The following is a 17,892-nucleotide window of genomic DNA, read 5'->3' as shown; positions in this document are numbered from 1 at the left end:
CGCGATCACAGGCTTGCGCGCAGTGTGTGCCACCGTCGCCCGGCTCCCTGTCGAACGAATAGCCATACCGACTTCGATCTGGTCGCCAGGATTGGTCTTGAAAGCTTGCTCGATGGCGAGGTGCGAACCTAGCCACCCGAAGCGATTCGGTCGGCATCTATAGCGTTTCTTGCAATGATTTTGCCGCCTAAGTTTCGAGGCGTGACATTGACAAGCTGGTTTTGCGATCGCCGACTTCGCTGGTGGCCTGCTTTGCGGTCGCGCTCCTCGCCACGAGGCGCCCGTTGTCCGTCTCCGAGCCACCTTTCGGAACAGGAGCTCTGGGCGAACCCGGAGACGGTCCTTCTCGTCGGTGAAACTGGAGAATACCTGCTTTCCGCCCCCTCTTTGAAAAGCGCCCTTGCGTGATGTGATTTGGCGAAGGCGAGCAGCTGGCCAGACGTACCTGATGAATCGGTAAGCCGAAGGCGGCCGGCGCCGGGTGGGAGCTGGGTGGCGTGGTTGGCGCCGGCCGAGCGGAATCAGGTCCGCCGCCAAAGCAATATCGCCCATATCGAGGCCCCCGGCTATTACGTGAACGCGCAAGGCCACGCTATCGCCAACTGGGATGCTAGGGTGGAGCGTTCACCTGCATGCCAGCTAAGCGGCGCTGGCTGCCGACAATTTTTGCCAGTCGAATAGCACACCGACGCCCGCCTCGTCGGGTGCCACTGCTAGCCCGCCATGAAGCACCAAGGGCCTGGTTGTATAGGAGTCGATGTCGAAACTGTGCGCTTCGACCCACCCGGCATTCTCCTGGCCAGCGACGAGGCTGACGTGAAGTTCCTGCATGCCGTGGCTGCACACCGGCACCCCGGCCTTGCGTGAACGGTGAGCGACCCGCAGCCAGCCGGTGACGCCACCGCAATTCGAGGCATCCGGTTGGATATAGGACAGCCTCGACCACGCAAAGGCGTGCTCGAACTCCTCAATCACGTGCAGATTCTCTCCCATCGCGAGCGGCATGCCAGTTGCCTGCGCGATGGTCGCGTAACCTTCATAGTCGTCGGGAATGATAGGCTCCTCGAACCATAATATGTCATAGGGCGCGAAAGCCTTTGCCGCTTCGATCGCGCGCGGAACATCCAACGCGTAGTTCGCATCCACCATCAACGGCGTATCAGGTCCGATACGCTCCCGGACGGCTCTCACGCGGGCCACATCTTCGGCAAGGTTGTCCTTACCTACCTTGATCTTCACTGCCGTGAAGCCTGCCTGGAGATAAGATTCGATGTTGGAAAGGAGCTGATCAAGGGTGAGATTCAGGTCGATGCCGCCGCGATACACCTTCGCAGTTCGGCCTGCTCCGCCTGCCATCTTCCAGAGCGGAAGGCCCGTCCGCAGGCCCTTGAGATCCCATAAAGCTATATCGACCGCCGAAATTGCAAAGGAAGCGATGCCGCCGCGCCCGACATAGTGAATATGCCACAACATGCCGTCGTAGACGGCATCGATGTCAGCGGCGTCGCGCCCAAGCAAAAAGGGCGTCAGATCACGCTCGATGAGGGCGCGGATGGCATGGCCGCCCTTGCCGCCCGTGTAAGTATAGCCGGTACCCTCGCTGCCATCGGTAAGCCTGACAGTCACGGTCACCAGTTCGAAATGGGTGTGGGCGCCATGCTTGGCATCGCTCATCTCTTCGCGCAGTGGCACACGGAACAGCCGTGTCTCGACGCCCTGGATTGCCGTGCTGCTCACATCGGAGTCCTCTTGTGCGTGTGGATTTGGTACGACCATAATTGCATCAGAAATGGCCTAACTGCAACGTTAAAGCCGGGCAGCCGCCATTTTGGTCCGACGAAATATCGTAGCTGCTTGTGCTTTGGTCCGATTTGCGCCTTAATGGAGGTGCGACATGGAGATCAGGCTTGCTGCAGACGGAACAGCATCGGGGAGCGCCGGCGATGGTCGGATCTGCTCGCGCGGCCGACATCATGGTAGCGGGCATCGAGCGCGACATCATTTCCGGAAAGCTTGATGATGGCAGCTATCTGCCGGCTGAGCGGGAACTCATGGCGCTATACGGCGTGGGACGTGGCGTGGTGCGCGAAGCAATCGCCCGGCTGGCAAGCCGGGGGCTAGTCGAAGCGCGCCCCCGCTTTCGCCCGGTGGCCCGTCGTCCGGGGCTCGATACAGCTCTTGGCGCGCTGGAAGGCATCGTCGGCCACTTGTTGGTCGATAAGGCCGGCGTGAAAACCCTGTACGACATGCGCGTCTTCCTGGAAGCGGCCTTGGCTCGCAGTGCCGCCATCAGCGCCCGCAAGGACGATGTCGCAGCGCTCAGGGCGGCACTTGCGGTGAACGAGGCCGCGATACCGGACTCCGAGAACTTCTATGCCACCGATGTGGCGTTTCACGCGGTGCTTTACGACATCGCGCGCAACCCGGTGTTGCCCGCCGTGCATAAGGCGTTTACCGCCTGGCTCTCCCCGCATTGGCTGCGCATGCCGAGATCGCCTGAGCGCAATCGGGTGAATTTCCTCAGCCATCGTGACATCTGTGCCGCGATCATCGAGCGTGACCCCGATGGTGCCGAGCGGGCCCTGCTCAACCATCTTGCCTCGGCATGGGAATATGTCCGCGGAACCTTCGAAACACCTGACGGACAGGAAGGATGACGAGGTCCTACGATCATATTGTCGTGGGCGGCGGAGCGTCGGGCTGCGTTGTAGCGGCCAGACTGGCGAGAGCGGGCCGGCGGGTTCTCTTGCTGGAGGCTGGGCATTCGCACCGCCATCCGCTGCTCGACATGCCGCCCGGCATTTTTAAGATGATCAACGGCTCAAAATTCATGAGCTATCATCGCACCGAACCTCAGGCGCACCTCGACGGCCGCGTACACGAAATCTCGCAAGGCAACGTGCTGGGTGGCGGTACTTCGGTCAACGCCCAGGTCTACATGCGCGGCCGGCCCGCAGATTATGACGAATGGGATGAATTGCTGCGTGGCAACAATGCCGGTATCCGCTGGAACTGGCAGGCCGTGCTGCCGCATTTCACCGGCATGGAAGGTAACAACCGCCTTGGCGGCGAGTTGCACGGAACCGCCGGCCCCCTGCTTGTCTCCGACCCCGGTTATATTGACGATGTTTCGCGCTGGTTCGTGCAGGCGCTGCAAGGGCTGGGACTGCCCTACAACCATGATTTCAACGGAGCTTCGCAGCGCGGCGTAGGCTTCTACCAGTTCACGAACCGCGGTGGAAAACGCAGCAGTGCCGCCTATGCGTTCATCGAGCCTCTATTGCGTGATCCCAGGCTCACCCTGAGACTGAATTGTGCGGTCAGCCGCGTGATGATCGAAAACGAGCGCGCCAGAGGAGTCGCCTATGTGGATTCCTCTGGCACAGAACACACCGCCTATGCCGACGGCGACGTCATCATCTCATCAGGCGCGCTGATTTCGCCGAAACTTCTCATGCTGTCGGGCGTCGGCCCCGCCGATGCGCTTGCGCAGCATGGCATCGCCTGTACAGCCGACTTGCCAGGGGTCGGCGAGAACCTGATCGACCATCCTGAGGTGCCGATCATCGCCACCACCAACGGATCCTATGGCTACTTCAAGCAGGGCCAAGGCTGGCGAATGGTCAGAAACGGTCTGCAGTTCAAGCTTTTCGGCACCGGCACGATCCTGTCTGCTGGCGTCGAGGCGGGAGCTTTCGTCAATCCTGCCGATCCCGAAGGCGAGCCGACGATCCAAGCATTTTGCGTGCCGCACGTGTACCTGGACCGCGACATCCTCACGCTGGTCGCCAATACCTATGGGCTGACCGTAACGACGGTGGTTGTGAAGCCAAAGTCGCGCGGCTTTGTGAAGCTTCGTTCGGCAAATCCAAAGGACATGCCGGTCGTTTCTCCTCATTTGCTCGCACACCCAGAGGACATGAAGGAGATGATCTCGGGCCAGCGCTATTTCCTCGAGGCATTCCGAACGAAACCGCTGGCTGATCGCGTGAAGGCCATAGCCGTGCCGGCAGGCAATGAAGACAGTGACGAGGCTTTAGCGAAGCACTGCAAGCGGTTCGTCAAGACGAACTACCATCCGGCCGGGACCTGTCGGATGGGCCCCGACAGCGATCGGATGGCGGTGCTGGACGCTGCGATGCGCGTGCGCGGGATTGACAATCTGCGGGTCGCGGACATGTCGGCCTGTCCTAACATCAATGCCGGCAACACGGCCGCGCCGGCGATGATGCTGGGCGACCGCTGCGCCGACTTCATCCTGGAGGCGGCATAGCGGCCAAGGAAATCCAAAGGCAAAGCGGGCAGCCGCCAATGCAAGGATGGTGAGGAACATTCACAGTCGTCAAAAACGACAAATCAAGGAGGAAAGAGCATGATCATTACCCGTCGGAAATTGTTAATAGGCTCCGCCGTTGGCGCCGCGGCACTCACACTAGGATCGCGGGCCTTCGCGGCGCTTCCGCCACTTGCCAAAAAGGACAAGTACAAGGTCGGCTTCGCGCAGACGGAAAGCAACAATCCCTGGCGGCTGGCCGAGACCAAGAGCATGCACGACGAGGCCGCGAAGCTCGGCCATCAGTTGGTCTACACCGACGCAGCCGGGTCGTCTGCAAAGCAGGCCGCCGACGTAAACTCGATGATCGCACAGGGCGTCGACGCTATCTTCTTGCCTCCGCGCGAGGACAAACCGCTGGTGCCGGTCGTCCTAGCCGCCCGCGATGCCGGCATCCCGGTCTTCCTGATCGATCGGGACGTCGACCATACGATGGCAAAGCCCGGCGAGGACTATGTCTGCTTCATCGGTTCCGATTTCATCGAGGAGGCAACCCGCATCGGCGAATGGCTGGTCAAGAACGCCAACGGTAAATCGAAGATCATCGAACTCGAAGGCACGACTGGCGCGTCGGCAGCGACCGACCGAAAGAAGGGCTTCGACGATTTCATCGCGAAGCACTCGGAATTCAAGATTTTGGCGTCCCAGTCGGGCGACTTCGCCCGCGACAAGGGCCGCCAGGTGGCCGAGACGCTGCTCCAGGCGCATCCCGACGCCGACATTATTTATGCCCACAACGACGAGATGGCCCTGGGGGCCATTGCCGCCTTGGAAGCTGCCGGCAAGGCCCCGGGCAAGGACGTCCTGATCTTGTCGATCGACGGGGAAAAAGAAGGCGTGCAGGCGATCATCGACGGTAAAATCGGCGCTATTTGCGCATGCAGCCCACTGTTTGGGCCGAAGGCGTTCGCCACCATGGCCGACTACGCCGCCGGCAAGAAAATCCCGCCCTTCATCAAGAACGAAGATCACTTCTTTGACGCCACCAACGCCAAGAAGGATTTCGACATCGCGTTTTGATTGCACTTTCATGGCCTGCCCACATCCGCGGGCGGGCCATTCGGAGCTTGGCCCATGACCGCTCAGCCGGTTGAATCCGCTCGGTTGCTTTTGGATATGCGCGAAATCCAGAAGAAATTTGCCGGCATCCCGGCGCTGACCGAGGCCACGCTTCAGGTCCGTGCGGGTGAAGTCCACGCCCTCATCGGCCAGAACGGGGCGGGGAAATCCACCCTGATCAAGGTGCTTACGGGCTACCATCGCAAGGACGCCGGCGTGGCCCTTTTCCAAGGCCGTCCATTCGAGGCCGGCTCGCCGCACGAGGCGCAGCTCAGTGGCATCAGCACCATCTACCAGGAGGTCAATCTCGTCCCGCTGCGCTCGGTGGCCGAGAATATTTGCCTCGGTCGTGAGAAACGCCGCTACGGCCTCTTGGACTGGTCTGCCATGAACGCGGATGCGGAACGCCTGCTTAGCCGGTTCTCGATCCTCATTGACGTGCGCCGTCCGCTCGGCGATTTCAACACCGCCACCCAGCAGATGGTGGCGATCGCCCGAGCAATCGGCTTTTCGGCCCGGCTCGTCATTATGGACGAGCCGACCTCTTCCCTTGACGAGCGTGAGGTTGCGGTTCTGTTCAACGTGATCCGGCAGTTGAAGGCCGAGGGCGTCTCCGTCATTTTCGTCAGCCACAAGCTCGACGAGCTCTTCGAGGTTTGCGATCGGGTTACGATCATGCGCGATGGCCGGACGGTGCGAAGCGCTGAGATGGAGGACATCAGCAAGCTCGAGCTGGTGGCGGCGATGCTCGGCCGCGATGTCTCCGTGGTCGAGGGTCACGCAACAGCCTTCGGCGAGCGCGATCGCTCCAAGCTAGGCGATGTGTTGTTTTCCGCGCGCGGCCTTGCCGCCGGACAGTCGGTACGCCGTGTAAGCTTCGACGTACGTCGTGGCGAAATTGCAGGCTTTGCGGGCCTGCTTGGCGCCGGCCGCACCGAAACAGCGCGGCTTGTTTTTGGGGCCGACCCCCTCAGCGCCGGTGACATGACGATAGAGAACTCGCCTTACCGCCCTGCCGGCCCGGCCGATGCCATCGCCGCGGGCATGGGCTTCTGCACCGAGGACCGCAAGGCCGAGGGCATCGTGCCGGAAATGACGGTGGCGGAGAATGTCACACTTGCGCTGCTGCCGAAGATCAGCCGCAACGGTGTCCTGAACGAGACGCGGCAGCGTGAAATCGTCGAGCGGTTCATCCGCGAACTTGGCATCAAATGTTCCGGCCCGAACCAGAGGGTTCGCGAACTCTCCGGCGGAAATCAGCAGAAGGTCCTGCTTGCCCGCTGGTTGGCGATGAATCCGAAGCTGCTTATCCTTGACGAGCCGACGCGCGGCATCGACGTCGGTGCAAAGGGCGAGATCCAGCGTCTCATCCGACGGCTCGCCGATGAGGGATTGGGAGTTTTGATGATCTCCTCTGAACTGGAAGAAGTCATCGAGGGCGCGGACCGCATTTTCGTCTTGCGCGAAGGTATCAGCGTGGCCGAGCTAGAAGGCGATGCCGCCAACGAAAAGGACGTCATCGCAGCCATGGCGCATGGCGGTTCACCGGCGGAGGTGTAAGCGTGACCGAGCTGACGAGACCCTCAACGGCTAGCGACACCGGGACGCGCGGCTTCGATCTGTTCGGCTTTCTGGCACGCTACGGAATGGTGATCGTGCTGGCGCTGCTAATGGCCTTCAATCTTGCCTACACCCAGAACTTCGCGACGATGCAGACGCTCAACGTTAATCTCACGCAGGTCTGTACAATCGTCATCGTTGCGGTCGGAATGACGCTGGTGATCGCAACCGGCGGCATCGACCTCTCGGTCGGCTCGCTGATGGCCATTTCCGGCGCGCTGGCTCCGATGATCTTCATGGGCAAGATCTTTCCGATTGATAATATCGACGTAGCAGTGACGCTGGCTATGAGCGCGGCGATCCTTGTCGCCAGCTTGTTTGGTCTCTTCAACGGCTGGTTGGTCGCCCGCTTCCGCATCCAGCCTATAGTGGCAACGCTGGTGCTGTTCATCGCCGGGCGAGGGATCGCGCAAGTTATGACCAATGGCAACTTGCAGACATTTCGCGTGCCACAATTCCAATGGATTGGGCTTGCCCGCCCCTTCAATATACCTGCTCAGGTCATCATCATGATGATGCTTGTTGCGGGCGCGGCTTGGATCCTGAAACGCACCGTGTTCGGACGTAGTATCCTTGCGGTCGGCGGCAACGAAAAGGCTTCTGAACTCGCAGGCATTGACGTCCCCAAAATCAAGCTGTCCGTCTATGCCATTAGCGGGAGTTGCGCCGGGCTGGCCGGACTCATCGTCATCGCCATCAACTCCTCAAGTGACGCAAATCTTGTCGGGTCGGGCATGGAACTGGATGCCATCGCCGCGGTCGCCGTCGGCGGAACGTTGCTCAGCGGCGGCAAGGCAACCATTATCGGTACCCTGCTCGGCGCGCTCACCATCCAGCTCGTTCGATATACCCTGCTTGCCAACGGGGTGCCCGACGCTGCGGCGCTTGTGGTGAAGGCGATCATCATCGCACTTGCTGTCTGGCTACAGCAGCAGCATCGGACATAGGCCGTGAACCGCGCCCATCTTGTCCGCATCATCGGCACCTACGGTGTGCTGGTTGCCCTTGCGGGGCTCGTTCTGTTCGGATTCCTGCGCTACGATCGTTTCCTGGGCTTCTTCAACGTCATGAGCGTCATGCGCTATAACTCGATGTTCGCGCTCGTCGCCCTTGGGATGTGCTTCGTCATCATGACCGGCGGCATCGACCTGTCCGTTGGCTCCGTAGCCGCCTTGGGCAGTGTCGCCTCCGCATTGGCAAGTCCTTTTGGGATGCTCCCAGGGCTCGCGGCCGGCGTGGGCGTCGGGCTTGCCGCGGGCCTGATCAATGCCTTCCTCATAACCCGCGGCAAGCTGATGCCATTTATTGCAACCCTCGCCACGATGCTGGCAGCCAGCGGCTCGGCGCTGCTCCTTGCCGGCAATCAAACCGTCTCGGTATCTTACGCCTCAGGGTTCACCAGGATTGGTCAAGGAAATTTCTGGGTGTTTCCTGTCCCGGCGGTGATTGCGGTAACCGCCTATGTGATCGGCTCCGTCTGCTTGAACTATACCAGCGCAGGACGCACGGTGCTGGCAATTGGCGGTGGCGAGGACGCCTCACGCTTGATGGGACTGCGCACTGACCGGGTCAAGTTTCTCGTCTATGCCGCGAGCGGCGGCCTCGCGGGGTTGGCCGGCGTCATCCTTGCCTCGCAATTTGGCGCCGGCCAACCGATCGAGGGCGTCGGCTGGGAACTCTTCGCTATCGCGGCGGTGGTCGTGGGCGGGACGCTGCTCACCGGCGGCTCGGGCTCGGTGTTGACCACGCTTGCTGGCGTCCTCCTGCTGGGCATCCTTTTCAACATCCTGAACTTTGAGAACGGTATGGGCTGGATTTCGCTCTCAGCGTACTGGCAATCCGTAATCCGTGGACTATTCCTGCTTGTCGTCGTCCTTCTTCAAGCGAGGCTGGCGGGAAAGCGTGTTCGGGCGCCGTCGTGACAAGTTCCGCCATCGTGGATCCTCGTGTGGTTGCTAACTTACCCCTCGACCCTCTGAACGCGAGTCGGGGAGCCCCCCCCCGGACAGGAATTGCCTGTCGGGCCTCACGGCCGTGATCGCGGCTGTGCCTTGTACCCATAACTGGCTTTTGAGCTACCCATCTCTGCTGCGCGTTCCATCGTGCGACACGCCGACCCTCAAGCCAAGAGATCACTTCAGCTCTGACGACCAAGGAAAATTCACATACTCGTTGCGGCTGTCGTAACAGATATTTCCATACATCTTCAGGTAGTGATCACGGCGTGCTGGATCGGCGTAAACCGAGGCTGGATCCAGCAAGTCGGCATTGTACCACTCAAGGTTGGCGCGTGTCAGTGCAATGGGAAGGATATCCATAGCCTGCGGGATGCTTTTGCCGTCGAGCCAATCGGCCGCAAACTGCCCCATGGCATACCCGAAAACCGGTGATGACAAGGCGATGCTCGCCTTGTAGGGGCTGTCCGCTTTTCTGATTTCAGAAACCGCCTCTGGCTCGCCATCAATTCCGCCGAGAAATTGATCCGGCCTGTCTTTGCCGGCAGCGCGCAATGCTTCCAGCGCGCCCAGCACGACGGCATCGCCGCCAAGCACCACGTCGACATCGGGGTTGGCGACAAGGATCGTTTGCATCGTGGCGAACCCTCCTTCCTTGTTGACCGGCTTCGGTGCGATGTCGGCTACGATTGTCACGCCGGGAATGGCATTCAGGCCATCTCGCATTGCCGTGAACCGAGGGGCCAGGAACTCCATGGTGTCCTGGGTCAGCAGAACGACCTTGGCCTTCCCGCCGAGCTTGGCCTTGATGTGCTCGATCGCTGCGTCAGCTAGCACCTTGCCTGTACGATATTGCGGAGCATTGAGCAGCAACGTCGCGGGTGGAGGCACGATCGTGCCGACAAACGCTCCCGACCAGATCGCCTGCTGAAGCGAGGGGCCGAAAGCCACCGGATCCGAAGACGTGCCCACGATGGCGCCAACCCTCGCCGCGACGAGAGAGTGAACCTGGTCTATGGCCTTGCCGACGTCATTTTCAGCCAGAACTCTTCGATACCCCAAGCCGCGATTTACTGCCGCCAGGGATAGGCCGTGATCAACCCCCTGCAAAAAGTCCCGGTCGTTTTCCTGTACATAGGCCAAAACCTTGCTCAGGCCGACCGGGGCACTGCATGAGGGTGCATTTGGGTCGAAGACGGGAAACACCGCCCGCCTAGTGATGCCTGGGGCACCTTCCTGGGCGCGCGCCGAAGCAAGCCCGGCCATAGAGGAAATGAGCAGCAGAGCTATCGCTTGGCCGAGCAGCCGGGCAGTCCTCCTCTTTAGACCAAACACCGTTTCTCCTCTCGTCAACGCGCATTCGCTTGACGGTAACTTTCTACTGAGTGGCTCAGCTGTCTACAAAACCGCGGTAGCACGCCGTGGTTTTGTCGAAAACACCAAATGAGCCGCGGTCCCCGGTTGGAGATTGCGATACTCTATCTTGCCGCCAAGGCTGACACCCATGGCATTGATGATCCTGCTGCCCACCCCTGTACCTTTGGCGGGCAGGCCCTCGGCCCTCCCGATGCCGGCGTCCTCGACCAGCAGCTCCGCTTGTTCGCCCGGCAGTGCTGTGAGCCGTACCTGAATGTCTCCCGCCCCATCGGGGTAGGCATACTTGAACGCGTTTGTAACGAGTTCAGTGACCACCACCCCAAGGTTGATGCAGGCATCTGTCTCGAGTTTGATCGGATCTACCTCGTAGGAGAGCCTTACGCCATGTCCCTGGCTTCGAAGCGACGTTCGCAGGTGATCGAGCAGCCCAGCAAGGTATTCGTCGAGGGCAACCGAGCGGACATCGGAAGAACTGTAGAGCCTCCTGTGCACCAGCGAGATCGCGAAGATGCGGTCCTGGGTTTCGGCCAGTGCATCTTTTGACGCATTATCCCCGACTGCTTTTGACTGGAGAGTTACAAGCGATGAGAGCAGTGCCAGACTGTTCGCGACCCTGTGATTGACTTCCGATAGAAGCACCTCGGCCCGGTCGCGGGCCCTTGCCAGATCTTCAGTTCGGGTGCTGACACGTAGTTCCAAGTCGCTGTTGAGTGCATTGACCTCGTCGCGTGTCTTGCGAAGTTCTCTGGTGTAACGAGCGGCTGCATAGGCAGCCCCGGCAACGACGACGACGATGACAAGCCCGCCGACTGCAGAAACAAGCCGCAGCCATCCGCTGTTGGCACGCTGCTCGGCGACACCGGATGTAAGTCGGTCATCCGCCCGCCCGATAACACCCGAGAAGTACACATTGGCTTCGTCCGTCAGAGCCTTACCTCTGTTCGTTCGGAACAACGCTGAGATCTCTGCATCACGCTGGTCGCGCTTGAGTGCTATCGTCTGATCGAACTCTCCGAACTTGGCGGCAACGATTGCGGTGAGCCGGTGCAGCGTCGATTGGGAGTCGGGATAGGAAGTCAGCAACGTCTGCAGCGCTTCGAGGTGGCGCTGCGCTTGGGCTTTGGCTGTTTGATATGGTCCCAAATAGATTTCGTTGCCGGTGATCACGAAACCGCGTTCGGACGCCTCAGCCGTCTGCATTGCATTTCTCAATTCAACCGCCGCGACCCGGGTGTCGCGCGCCGCGATCGCATCATCGAAGTAGGATTGCGCTCTCTGGCCAAGCCAGAAATTTGTGACCACGATGGCCATGAGCGCAGCAAACCCTATGAGCAGGGAGGCGGACGTTAATCGGACAAGGTTACGGCTGGGAACTGACATCAGCACATTCCTGCCCGATTTCGCCTCCATGCGCCATCATGTAGTAACAGCCAATGAGGCGCTCGGCGAGCAAGCGATATCTCCCTCACCACACTGGGTAAGCCGCCTGTTCCGGGAGCCGACAAAAGGAGGACGAGGGCAGCATCATCGAGCCGCCCTCGCCGATTGGAAGAACAGTAATCGAGGTCTGCGCAGTTCACCTCAGTTGCTCGGTTGCAATTCTTCCGTCAGAACGCGCTCGTTCGGATCGATCGGACCCAGCTTCCTGACAACCCGGAATCGACCGCGCTCCGCCTGCGCAATGTACATGTTCATGCGAACATGGTGCTGACCGGGAACCATTTCGGCCGGTCCACCCGGTCCCTCGCTGATCCGAGCGTGATTGAGCGCCGCGATGACGGCGCCCTGCTGGAGGGTACCGGCTTCGGTCACTGCTGCTTCCCACATCTTGATCGCCCGGTAATGGCCGGTGCAGCCGCTGCCTGCTGTCAACATGGCGCTCCCGGCGAAGCGCGCTGTGTAGCGGTTCAAAAGCGCGCGGCCATATGGATCGTCGAGTTCCTGATAGTAGTCGAGGCAGCTGTAGAGGCCTTCGATCTGCTCGGACGGGACGAGGTTGAGAAAGTTCTCGTCAAAATAGGTACAGACGATCCTGCCGCCGCGTTTGCCGAACCCAGCTTTATGCAACTCATCTAGGAACGGCGTCAGCCCCGGCGGAACAATGGTGTTGAACACGACATCGGCGCCGCTGACCATGATCTGCTGCACCGTCCGTTGGAAATCGACGGTATCGAGCGGGAAGTACTCCTCGCCGACGATCTCGCCGCCATTGGCGCGCACGACCCGGCTTGCCGCCTTATTTAGAATGTGGGGCCAGATATAGTCGGCCGACGGCAAATAGAACCTCATTGCCCCGGTGCTCTTCATCAGCCATGGAATCAGCGGTTCCACCTGCTGCGCCGGCACCGGGCCCGTGCAGAAGATCAAGGGATCGTTTTCCTGTCCCTCATACTGCTCGGTGTAGATGTAGAGCGTTTTGCCGCGGGTGACCGCCTCGCTCTTGATGGCGAGGCGGGTCGAGCTGTAGATGCCGCCAACGACCAAGTCGACCCTGTCGACATCCACAAGTTTGGCGGCGCTTGCCTTGGCCGCGCTGTCGGTGGTCTCGCCATCCTCTATGATGAGCTTCACCGGCCGGCCGAGGAGGCCGCCTTTTGCGTTGATGTCGTCGACAAGCATGGTGGTGAGATTGGCATTGGCGATGCCCATGAAGGACAAGGGGCCGGTGAGTTCGGCGATGAGGCCGATCTTAATAGGATTCTGGTTCATCTAATCTCTCCGATATTGTAGGGTTCATCTCCGGGTCTTCGTCGGGCGCCGCCGTGCATGGCCGACGGCGCGTAGCGCGAAGATCAGGCCTCGTAGTGGCCCAGCAGCAGTGCCGCCTGCGGCTTGCCGACATGGCCGGCTTCCTGCAGGATCGCGGGAACCTCCGGATCCGACACGAAATTCTTCCAACCCTCGGCGTCCCAGTCGAAGATGGCCCAGATGCGGTCGGCCTCGCTTGGGTCGCGGAACACGGTTGCGCCGTTCGAGCCGTGCAGTCGGCGCTTGTCGGCGCCCTTGGTGGAAAAGATGTGGATGAAGCGGTCGACGTCCGCCACCTTCGTCGTTGCAAGAAGCATTGAATTTCCTCCTGTCGGTCGCGGCCACCATTGGTCCGTCGACAGGATTAGGATGCGCGCGCCGCAGGGGGCGCACATGGGGTGTATTCCCTATGGCTGCGTTTCGCCTGGCCTGACCAGCCCGTGCTCGACCGCGTAGAGCGCCGCGGCCGCACGGGTAGCCACGCCGATCTTGGAATAGACGCTCTGGATATGGTGATCCGCGGTCTTGGGTGAGATAAGCAGCTTGCGCGCGGCCTCCTTCGCGGTCAGGCCGGCGGCGATCAGACGCAGCACCTCGATCTCGCGCGGCGTCATGCCGGCCAGCGAGCGCGGGGCCGGGCGTCGCGACGGCTGTCCGGCGAAGGACAGTACAGCCTCGGCGGCGTCGGGGCAGATACAGCCCTCTCGAACAGCGATGCGCAGCTGCGCCGCCGCCGCCTCGCTGGACAACGCCTTGCGGTGTGGGCGCTCCTCCCGCGAAGTTTGGTACGCTTCGGCGGCGGCCAGGGTCCTCGCCGCCGGAGAGAGGTCGGAGCCGCCAACTTTGCGGTGATAGCCCGAGCCGTCCAGGCGCTCGTGATGGCGAAGCACGAGCCCAGCAATAGCATCGCCCTGGGGACCGAACGAGGCCAGCGCCCGCTCGCCGTAATAGGCGTGCAACTGTGCGGCGTCCCGCTCGCGGACGGATAGCGGCCCGTTCCGCATCCAGGTTGCCACCGGCACCACCAGTTCGCCAATGTCATGGATGCAGCCAGACCAGCGCAGTGCGCGGACATCGGGCTCGGGCAGCCCGAGGCGTCGTGCTCCACCCTCGGCCAGTTCCGCCACCATCCGCGAATGACCTTGTGTGAACGGCATGCGCATGTCGATCATGTCGGCGACGACAAGGAAAGCCTCGTCGCAAGCCGCCTCGTCCAGCGTCACCGGCGGATCGGGCTCCAGCGCCAGGATCGTCTCGCGGTCGACCGTCGCGCCGATGCCCTCCATCAGCACGGCGGCGTTGGCGGCGACGAGCCGGGCCAGCTCCGCCTCGTAGGCACCATCGCCACGACTGGCGATGGTCTCGGCCATCGCGTCGATGCCGGCCGCGTCGCTGAGCGCAATAGCATCCTGCGCCAAAGTAATCAGGCGCACGGCGGGCAAGACGTCTTCGCCGCTCAGCCCACGCGGTAGGCCCTTTCCATCCCAGCGTTCGTAGATTTGTCCAAGATTGCGCCGGATCTCGTCGGACAGGCCGAGGCGCACGCCGATCCGTTGCGCAACCTCGCAATGGGCGGTGAGTACCGGGCGGGCCACGGCGAGAGCCTGCGACATCGCGGCCTCGATCGCCTTGGCCTGCGCATCTGGGTCGAGATCATAGTAAAGCCGCTTGAAGGCCTGTACGAAGACCCTGCCTAGTTCCGCGCGGTTGCCCATGTCGAGACCGACGAGATCCTGGCGCAACGCAATTTCATCGCCGAAGGTGGCCGACAGAAGGTCCGTGTCGGCATTGCAGCCGACATAGCGCAGCATCGACTGGTGATACGCATTGCGCCGGATCTGCTCCGAAAGGCCGGCAAGCTCGGCGATCCGCATCGCAAGCACGCAGGATTTCAGGGCGAAGTCGCGGGAATGGCCTGTCGCGAGGTCCGATGCATAAGCGAGGACCATCATGAAGTCCGCTCGGCGTATCGAGACTTCTGGCATCGCATACCCCAATCCGCAGATATGCTATCCTAGCGCGCCCCTAACACCAAGGGCAAAAGTCTGAGCCGGATGTGCATGCTGGAGAGGGCGGGGCAGCGACCGTTTGGGGCCCGTCCGCGGCGGTCTGGGTCGTCGTTATCGGGTCAGTGAAATTTGACTTCGAATGTTCCGCCCATTGGGTATTTTCATGCGTAACGCCACGGACGTCTTGACGGACTCGCCGGTAGGTCTAATTTGCGCATTCTCATGTGCCTAGCCCGTCCTTCCCTGTGGCTTGGGTGCATCAACGGCGGTGATTGGGGAAAATCACCGCCGTTTGTATTGGAACCCCAAACAAAACAGGGTTAGCAACCCCTCTTGCCGGTCATGCTGTGCAGCGATTGGTCGGTGTAGAGCGTCGATTGCGGTTGGCATTGCGCAGCAGGATACCGCGCACAACGGCCTTGGTGGCGTGCTGGACGCGAACACGCGGGCTTTGCTACCACGCTCGACCAGACCGACAACAGCGCCCTTCGGCTTCATCTTGCGCTTCAAGCGGGCTGGCCGTTGCGCTGTGGCGAAAGGTAATCGCGGTCCCCGCGCCCCGATGTGGGTTTCGTTCTACGATCTTGCCTTCGCCGTCAAGCGGGCCACGGCTTAACCTTGTCCGACATCGGGTCGCGAATGCCGTGTATAGATGACGCCGAGTAGCTGGGGCGCGGACACGGCTTTCTTGGACGAGGCATTGAGGTGCCAACCCAGCATCCATTTGTGCGGGCCGATCTCGCTCAAACACCGTTCCGACCCTGATAGGGAATGGCAGGCCATTCGTTGCACTTGTAGACGCCGGGGATTTGGGGTCAAGCTTGGTGAGGCGCTCCGATGGCATTGGCGCATCTGGGAAAAACGGACATTGTGGCCAATGAACGGCCACCAAATGGTCGCGAGCCATCTCGGCGGCATGGTCAATTGGGTTGGTCTTGGTGGAACATTGCGAGATAAATGGAGGCCTTGGCGATCGACAAGCACAGGTCTTGCACACCCCACCTGCGGGCGGTGTGTTGCCAGCGATGGCATCCACTCGATTCTTACTGAAATTCCGGCTAGCTTGGGCGGCAGATGACTCAGTTCTGGTCGGTGAATCACAATCAGACCGCCCCTCAAGAGGTTGATGGGCAGCACCTTTGGTCCCCCCAGACCAAGGGCAATGGCGCGCGAAGTGAGTTCCACAACAGATTTGGGCCGTGCGACGCCTGGCGACCAATCAATCGGCTATACGGGCAGGATTGCGGAATTCGCCTTCACCGTTCCGATCCAATCGAGTTTGGAGACACCGAAACTTATTGGAATCAAGAGGGATGATTTCTGCCGATCTTTTGGATACCACGCCCCCTTCGATCCCTCCTCAAACTTCAACAGGGAGTCTCGGCCCGCTCCCGCAAGGCGACATTCCCTACCCGGCAGGTTTCGAAGTCAGACAATCGGGAGGCCTGTCTGACAGGCGTTCCACAGAAGCGATACATTTGAGAATGGCGACCTCATTTTTCACAGCCACGATGGTTTCGAAGCGGCGCGTCGCTCACGGTCCCTCAAGTCGAGAATTCTAAGAGACTTTCAACAATGACCCAGCACACAGAAAACGCTCGAATTCTCATGTACAGCCACGACACGTTCGGGCTTGGCCACTTGCAGCGCTGCCGGACCATCGCGCATTCGCTGGTGGAGGATTTCCGCGGACTTCAGGTGCTTATCATTTCGGGTGCGACTATCGCTGGCGCCTTCGACTACAGAGCCCGTGTCGACTTCGTGAAGATCCCCAGCGTCATCAAGTTGCGCAACGGCGAATACACCTCGCTGGAAAAGGATATTGATCTGCATGAGACGCTGAGGATGCGCCAGTCGATCATCCGCCACACCGCTGAGACCTTCCGGCCGGATATCTTCATTGTCGACAAGGAACCGCTCGGCCTGCGCGGTGAGATTGAGGATACTCTGTCCTACCTCAAGACGCGTGGCACCACGCTGGTGCTTGGCCTGCGCGAGGTGATGGATGCGCCGCACCTGCTCGAGGCAGAGTGGGCGCGCAGGGATGTGATGCGCAAGATTGGCCTGTTCTACGACAAGGTCTGGGTCTACGGGCCGCCGGATTTCTACGATCCGCTGACCGGCCTGGATGTGCCGCCGGCTGTCAGGGCAAAGATGAGTTTCGTCGGTTTCCTGCAACGAAGCTTGCAGCGGAACGAGTTGCCCGGCCACCGGCCCGAGGGCGATTATATCCTGGTCACCACCGGCGGCGGCGGCGACGGTGCCGAATTGATTCACGACGTCATCGATGTCTATCAGCAGGATCCGCAACTGCAGCACAGGGCGCTGATCGTGCTTGGGCCTTACATGCCGGCCCGCAAGCGCAACAAGCTGCTCAAAAAGGGGGCCAAGATCCCCTACATCAAGATGATCGAGTTCGACAACCGCATGGAAGACCTGATTGCCGGCGCTAAGGCGGTGGTGGCCATGGGTGGTTACAACACCTATTGCGAGATATTGTCTTTCGACAAGCCGGCGTTGATCGTGCCGCGCATCGAGCCACGTCAGGAACAACTAATTCGCGCTCGGCGCGCAGCCGAACTCGGCCTCATCGAGCTGCTTTTGCCGCACGAAGCCAAGGACTCCCAGCGATTCGCCGATGCACTCGTGGCGCTGCCGGATCGGCCCCGCCCCTCACAGAGTAATCCGCATCTGACGCTAGAAGGGCTGCCTCACATTTCCGAGATTGTCGCGGAATTGCTCGACCGGCGGGCCGGCCATCACCTTTCGGTCGTTGAAGGAACCAACTGAC

Annotated in this window: 13 protein-coding genes; 7 read left to right on the top strand and 6 right to left on the bottom strand. The window is 60.8% G+C overall.

The features are described from left to right. Positions 1-639: 639 nt before the first annotated feature. A complete protein-coding gene (locus tag FJ527_RS21150) occupies positions 640-1,737 on the bottom strand; it encodes a mandelate racemase/muconate lactonizing enzyme family protein (RefSeq protein WP_140619085.1) in 1,098 nt (365 codons plus the stop codon). 170 nt (positions 1,738-1,907) lie between these two features. On the opposite strand from FJ527_RS21150, the gene FJ527_RS21145 reads away from it, so the two are divergent. From FJ527_RS21145 to FJ527_RS21120, 6 genes are all read left to right on the top strand, one after another. Continuing rightward, positions 1,908-2,657, top strand: a complete 750-nt coding sequence (locus FJ527_RS21145) for an FCD domain-containing protein (protein WP_246677752.1) — start codon at positions 1,908-1,910, stop codon at positions 2,655-2,657. Beyond that, positions 2,654-4,273: a GMC family oxidoreductase gene (locus tag FJ527_RS21140; RefSeq protein ID WP_140619083.1), complete on the top strand. Its 1,620-nt coding sequence runs from the start codon at positions 2,654-2,656 to the stop codon at positions 4,271-4,273. The genes FJ527_RS21145 and FJ527_RS21140 overlap by 4 nt, the downstream gene beginning before the upstream one ends. A 99-nt stretch (positions 4,274-4,372) precedes the next feature. Next, positions 4,373-5,353, top strand: a complete 981-nt coding sequence (locus tag FJ527_RS21135) for an ABC transporter substrate-binding protein (RefSeq protein WP_140619081.1) — start codon at positions 4,373-4,375, stop codon at positions 5,351-5,353. A 54-nt stretch (positions 5,354-5,407) separates the two neighbouring features. Continuing rightward, on the top strand, positions 5,408-6,952 hold the full coding sequence (locus FJ527_RS21130) for a sugar ABC transporter ATP-binding protein (RefSeq protein ID WP_140619079.1): 1,545 nt from the start codon (positions 5,408-5,410) through the stop codon (positions 6,950-6,952). A 2-nt stretch (positions 6,953-6,954) separates the two neighbouring features. Beyond that, positions 6,955-7,959, top strand: a complete 1,005-nt coding sequence (locus FJ527_RS21125; protein WP_140824019.1) for an ABC transporter permease — start codon at positions 6,955-6,957, stop codon at positions 7,957-7,959. A 3-nt stretch (positions 7,960-7,962) separates the two neighbouring features. Beyond that, a complete protein-coding gene (locus FJ527_RS21120) occupies positions 7,963-8,934 on the top strand; it encodes an ABC transporter permease (RefSeq protein WP_140619075.1) in 972 nt (323 codons plus the stop codon). A gap of 210 nt (positions 8,935-9,144) precedes the next feature. Here the strand turns inward: FJ527_RS21120 and FJ527_RS21115 are convergent, their stop codons facing one another. From FJ527_RS21115 to FJ527_RS21095, 5 genes are all read right to left on the bottom strand, one after another. After that, positions 9,145-10,302 (bottom strand): sugar ABC transporter substrate-binding protein, encoded by a 1,158-nt coding sequence (locus FJ527_RS21115; RefSeq protein ID WP_246673918.1) that lies wholly within the window; start codon positions 10,300-10,302, stop codon positions 9,145-9,147. 63 nt (positions 10,303-10,365) lie between these two features. Then, entirely contained in the window at positions 10,366-11,724 is a 1,359-nt protein-coding gene (locus tag FJ527_RS21110) for a CHASE3 domain-containing protein (RefSeq protein WP_246677751.1), read from the bottom strand. 201 nt (positions 11,725-11,925) lie between these two features. Beyond that, positions 11,926-13,053, bottom strand: coding sequence for a substrate-binding protein (locus FJ527_RS21105; RefSeq protein ID WP_140619071.1), 1,128 nt, complete (start codon positions 13,051-13,053; stop codon positions 11,926-11,928). An 83-nt stretch (positions 13,054-13,136) separates the two neighbouring features. Further along, positions 13,137-13,409 carry a hypothetical protein gene (locus FJ527_RS21100; RefSeq protein WP_140619068.1) on the bottom strand — a complete coding sequence of 91 codons (273 nt, stop codon included), beginning with the start codon at positions 13,407-13,409 and terminating at the stop codon, positions 13,137-13,139. Between the two features lie 90 nt (positions 13,410-13,499). After that, positions 13,500-15,044, bottom strand: a complete 1,545-nt coding sequence (locus tag FJ527_RS21095) for an HD domain-containing phosphohydrolase (RefSeq protein ID WP_246677749.1) — start codon at positions 15,042-15,044, stop codon at positions 13,500-13,502. A gap of 1,632 nt (positions 15,045-16,676) precedes the next feature. Between FJ527_RS21095 and FJ527_RS21090 the strand changes: the two genes are divergently transcribed. Further along, positions 16,677-17,891 carry a glycosyltransferase family protein gene (locus FJ527_RS21090; RefSeq protein WP_140619064.1) on the top strand — a complete coding sequence of 405 codons (1,215 nt, stop codon included), beginning with the start codon at positions 16,677-16,679 and terminating at the stop codon, positions 17,889-17,891. Position 17,892 lies beyond the last annotated feature (1 nt).

Source organism: Mesorhizobium sp. B2-4-18 (genome assembly GCF_006441385.1).
Lineage (GTDB): Bacteria > Pseudomonadota > Alphaproteobacteria > Rhizobiales > Rhizobiaceae > Mesorhizobium > Mesorhizobium australicum.
The sequence above is the reverse complement of the archived record's forward strand: the minus strand, read 5'-3'. Positions and strand labels throughout refer to the sequence as shown.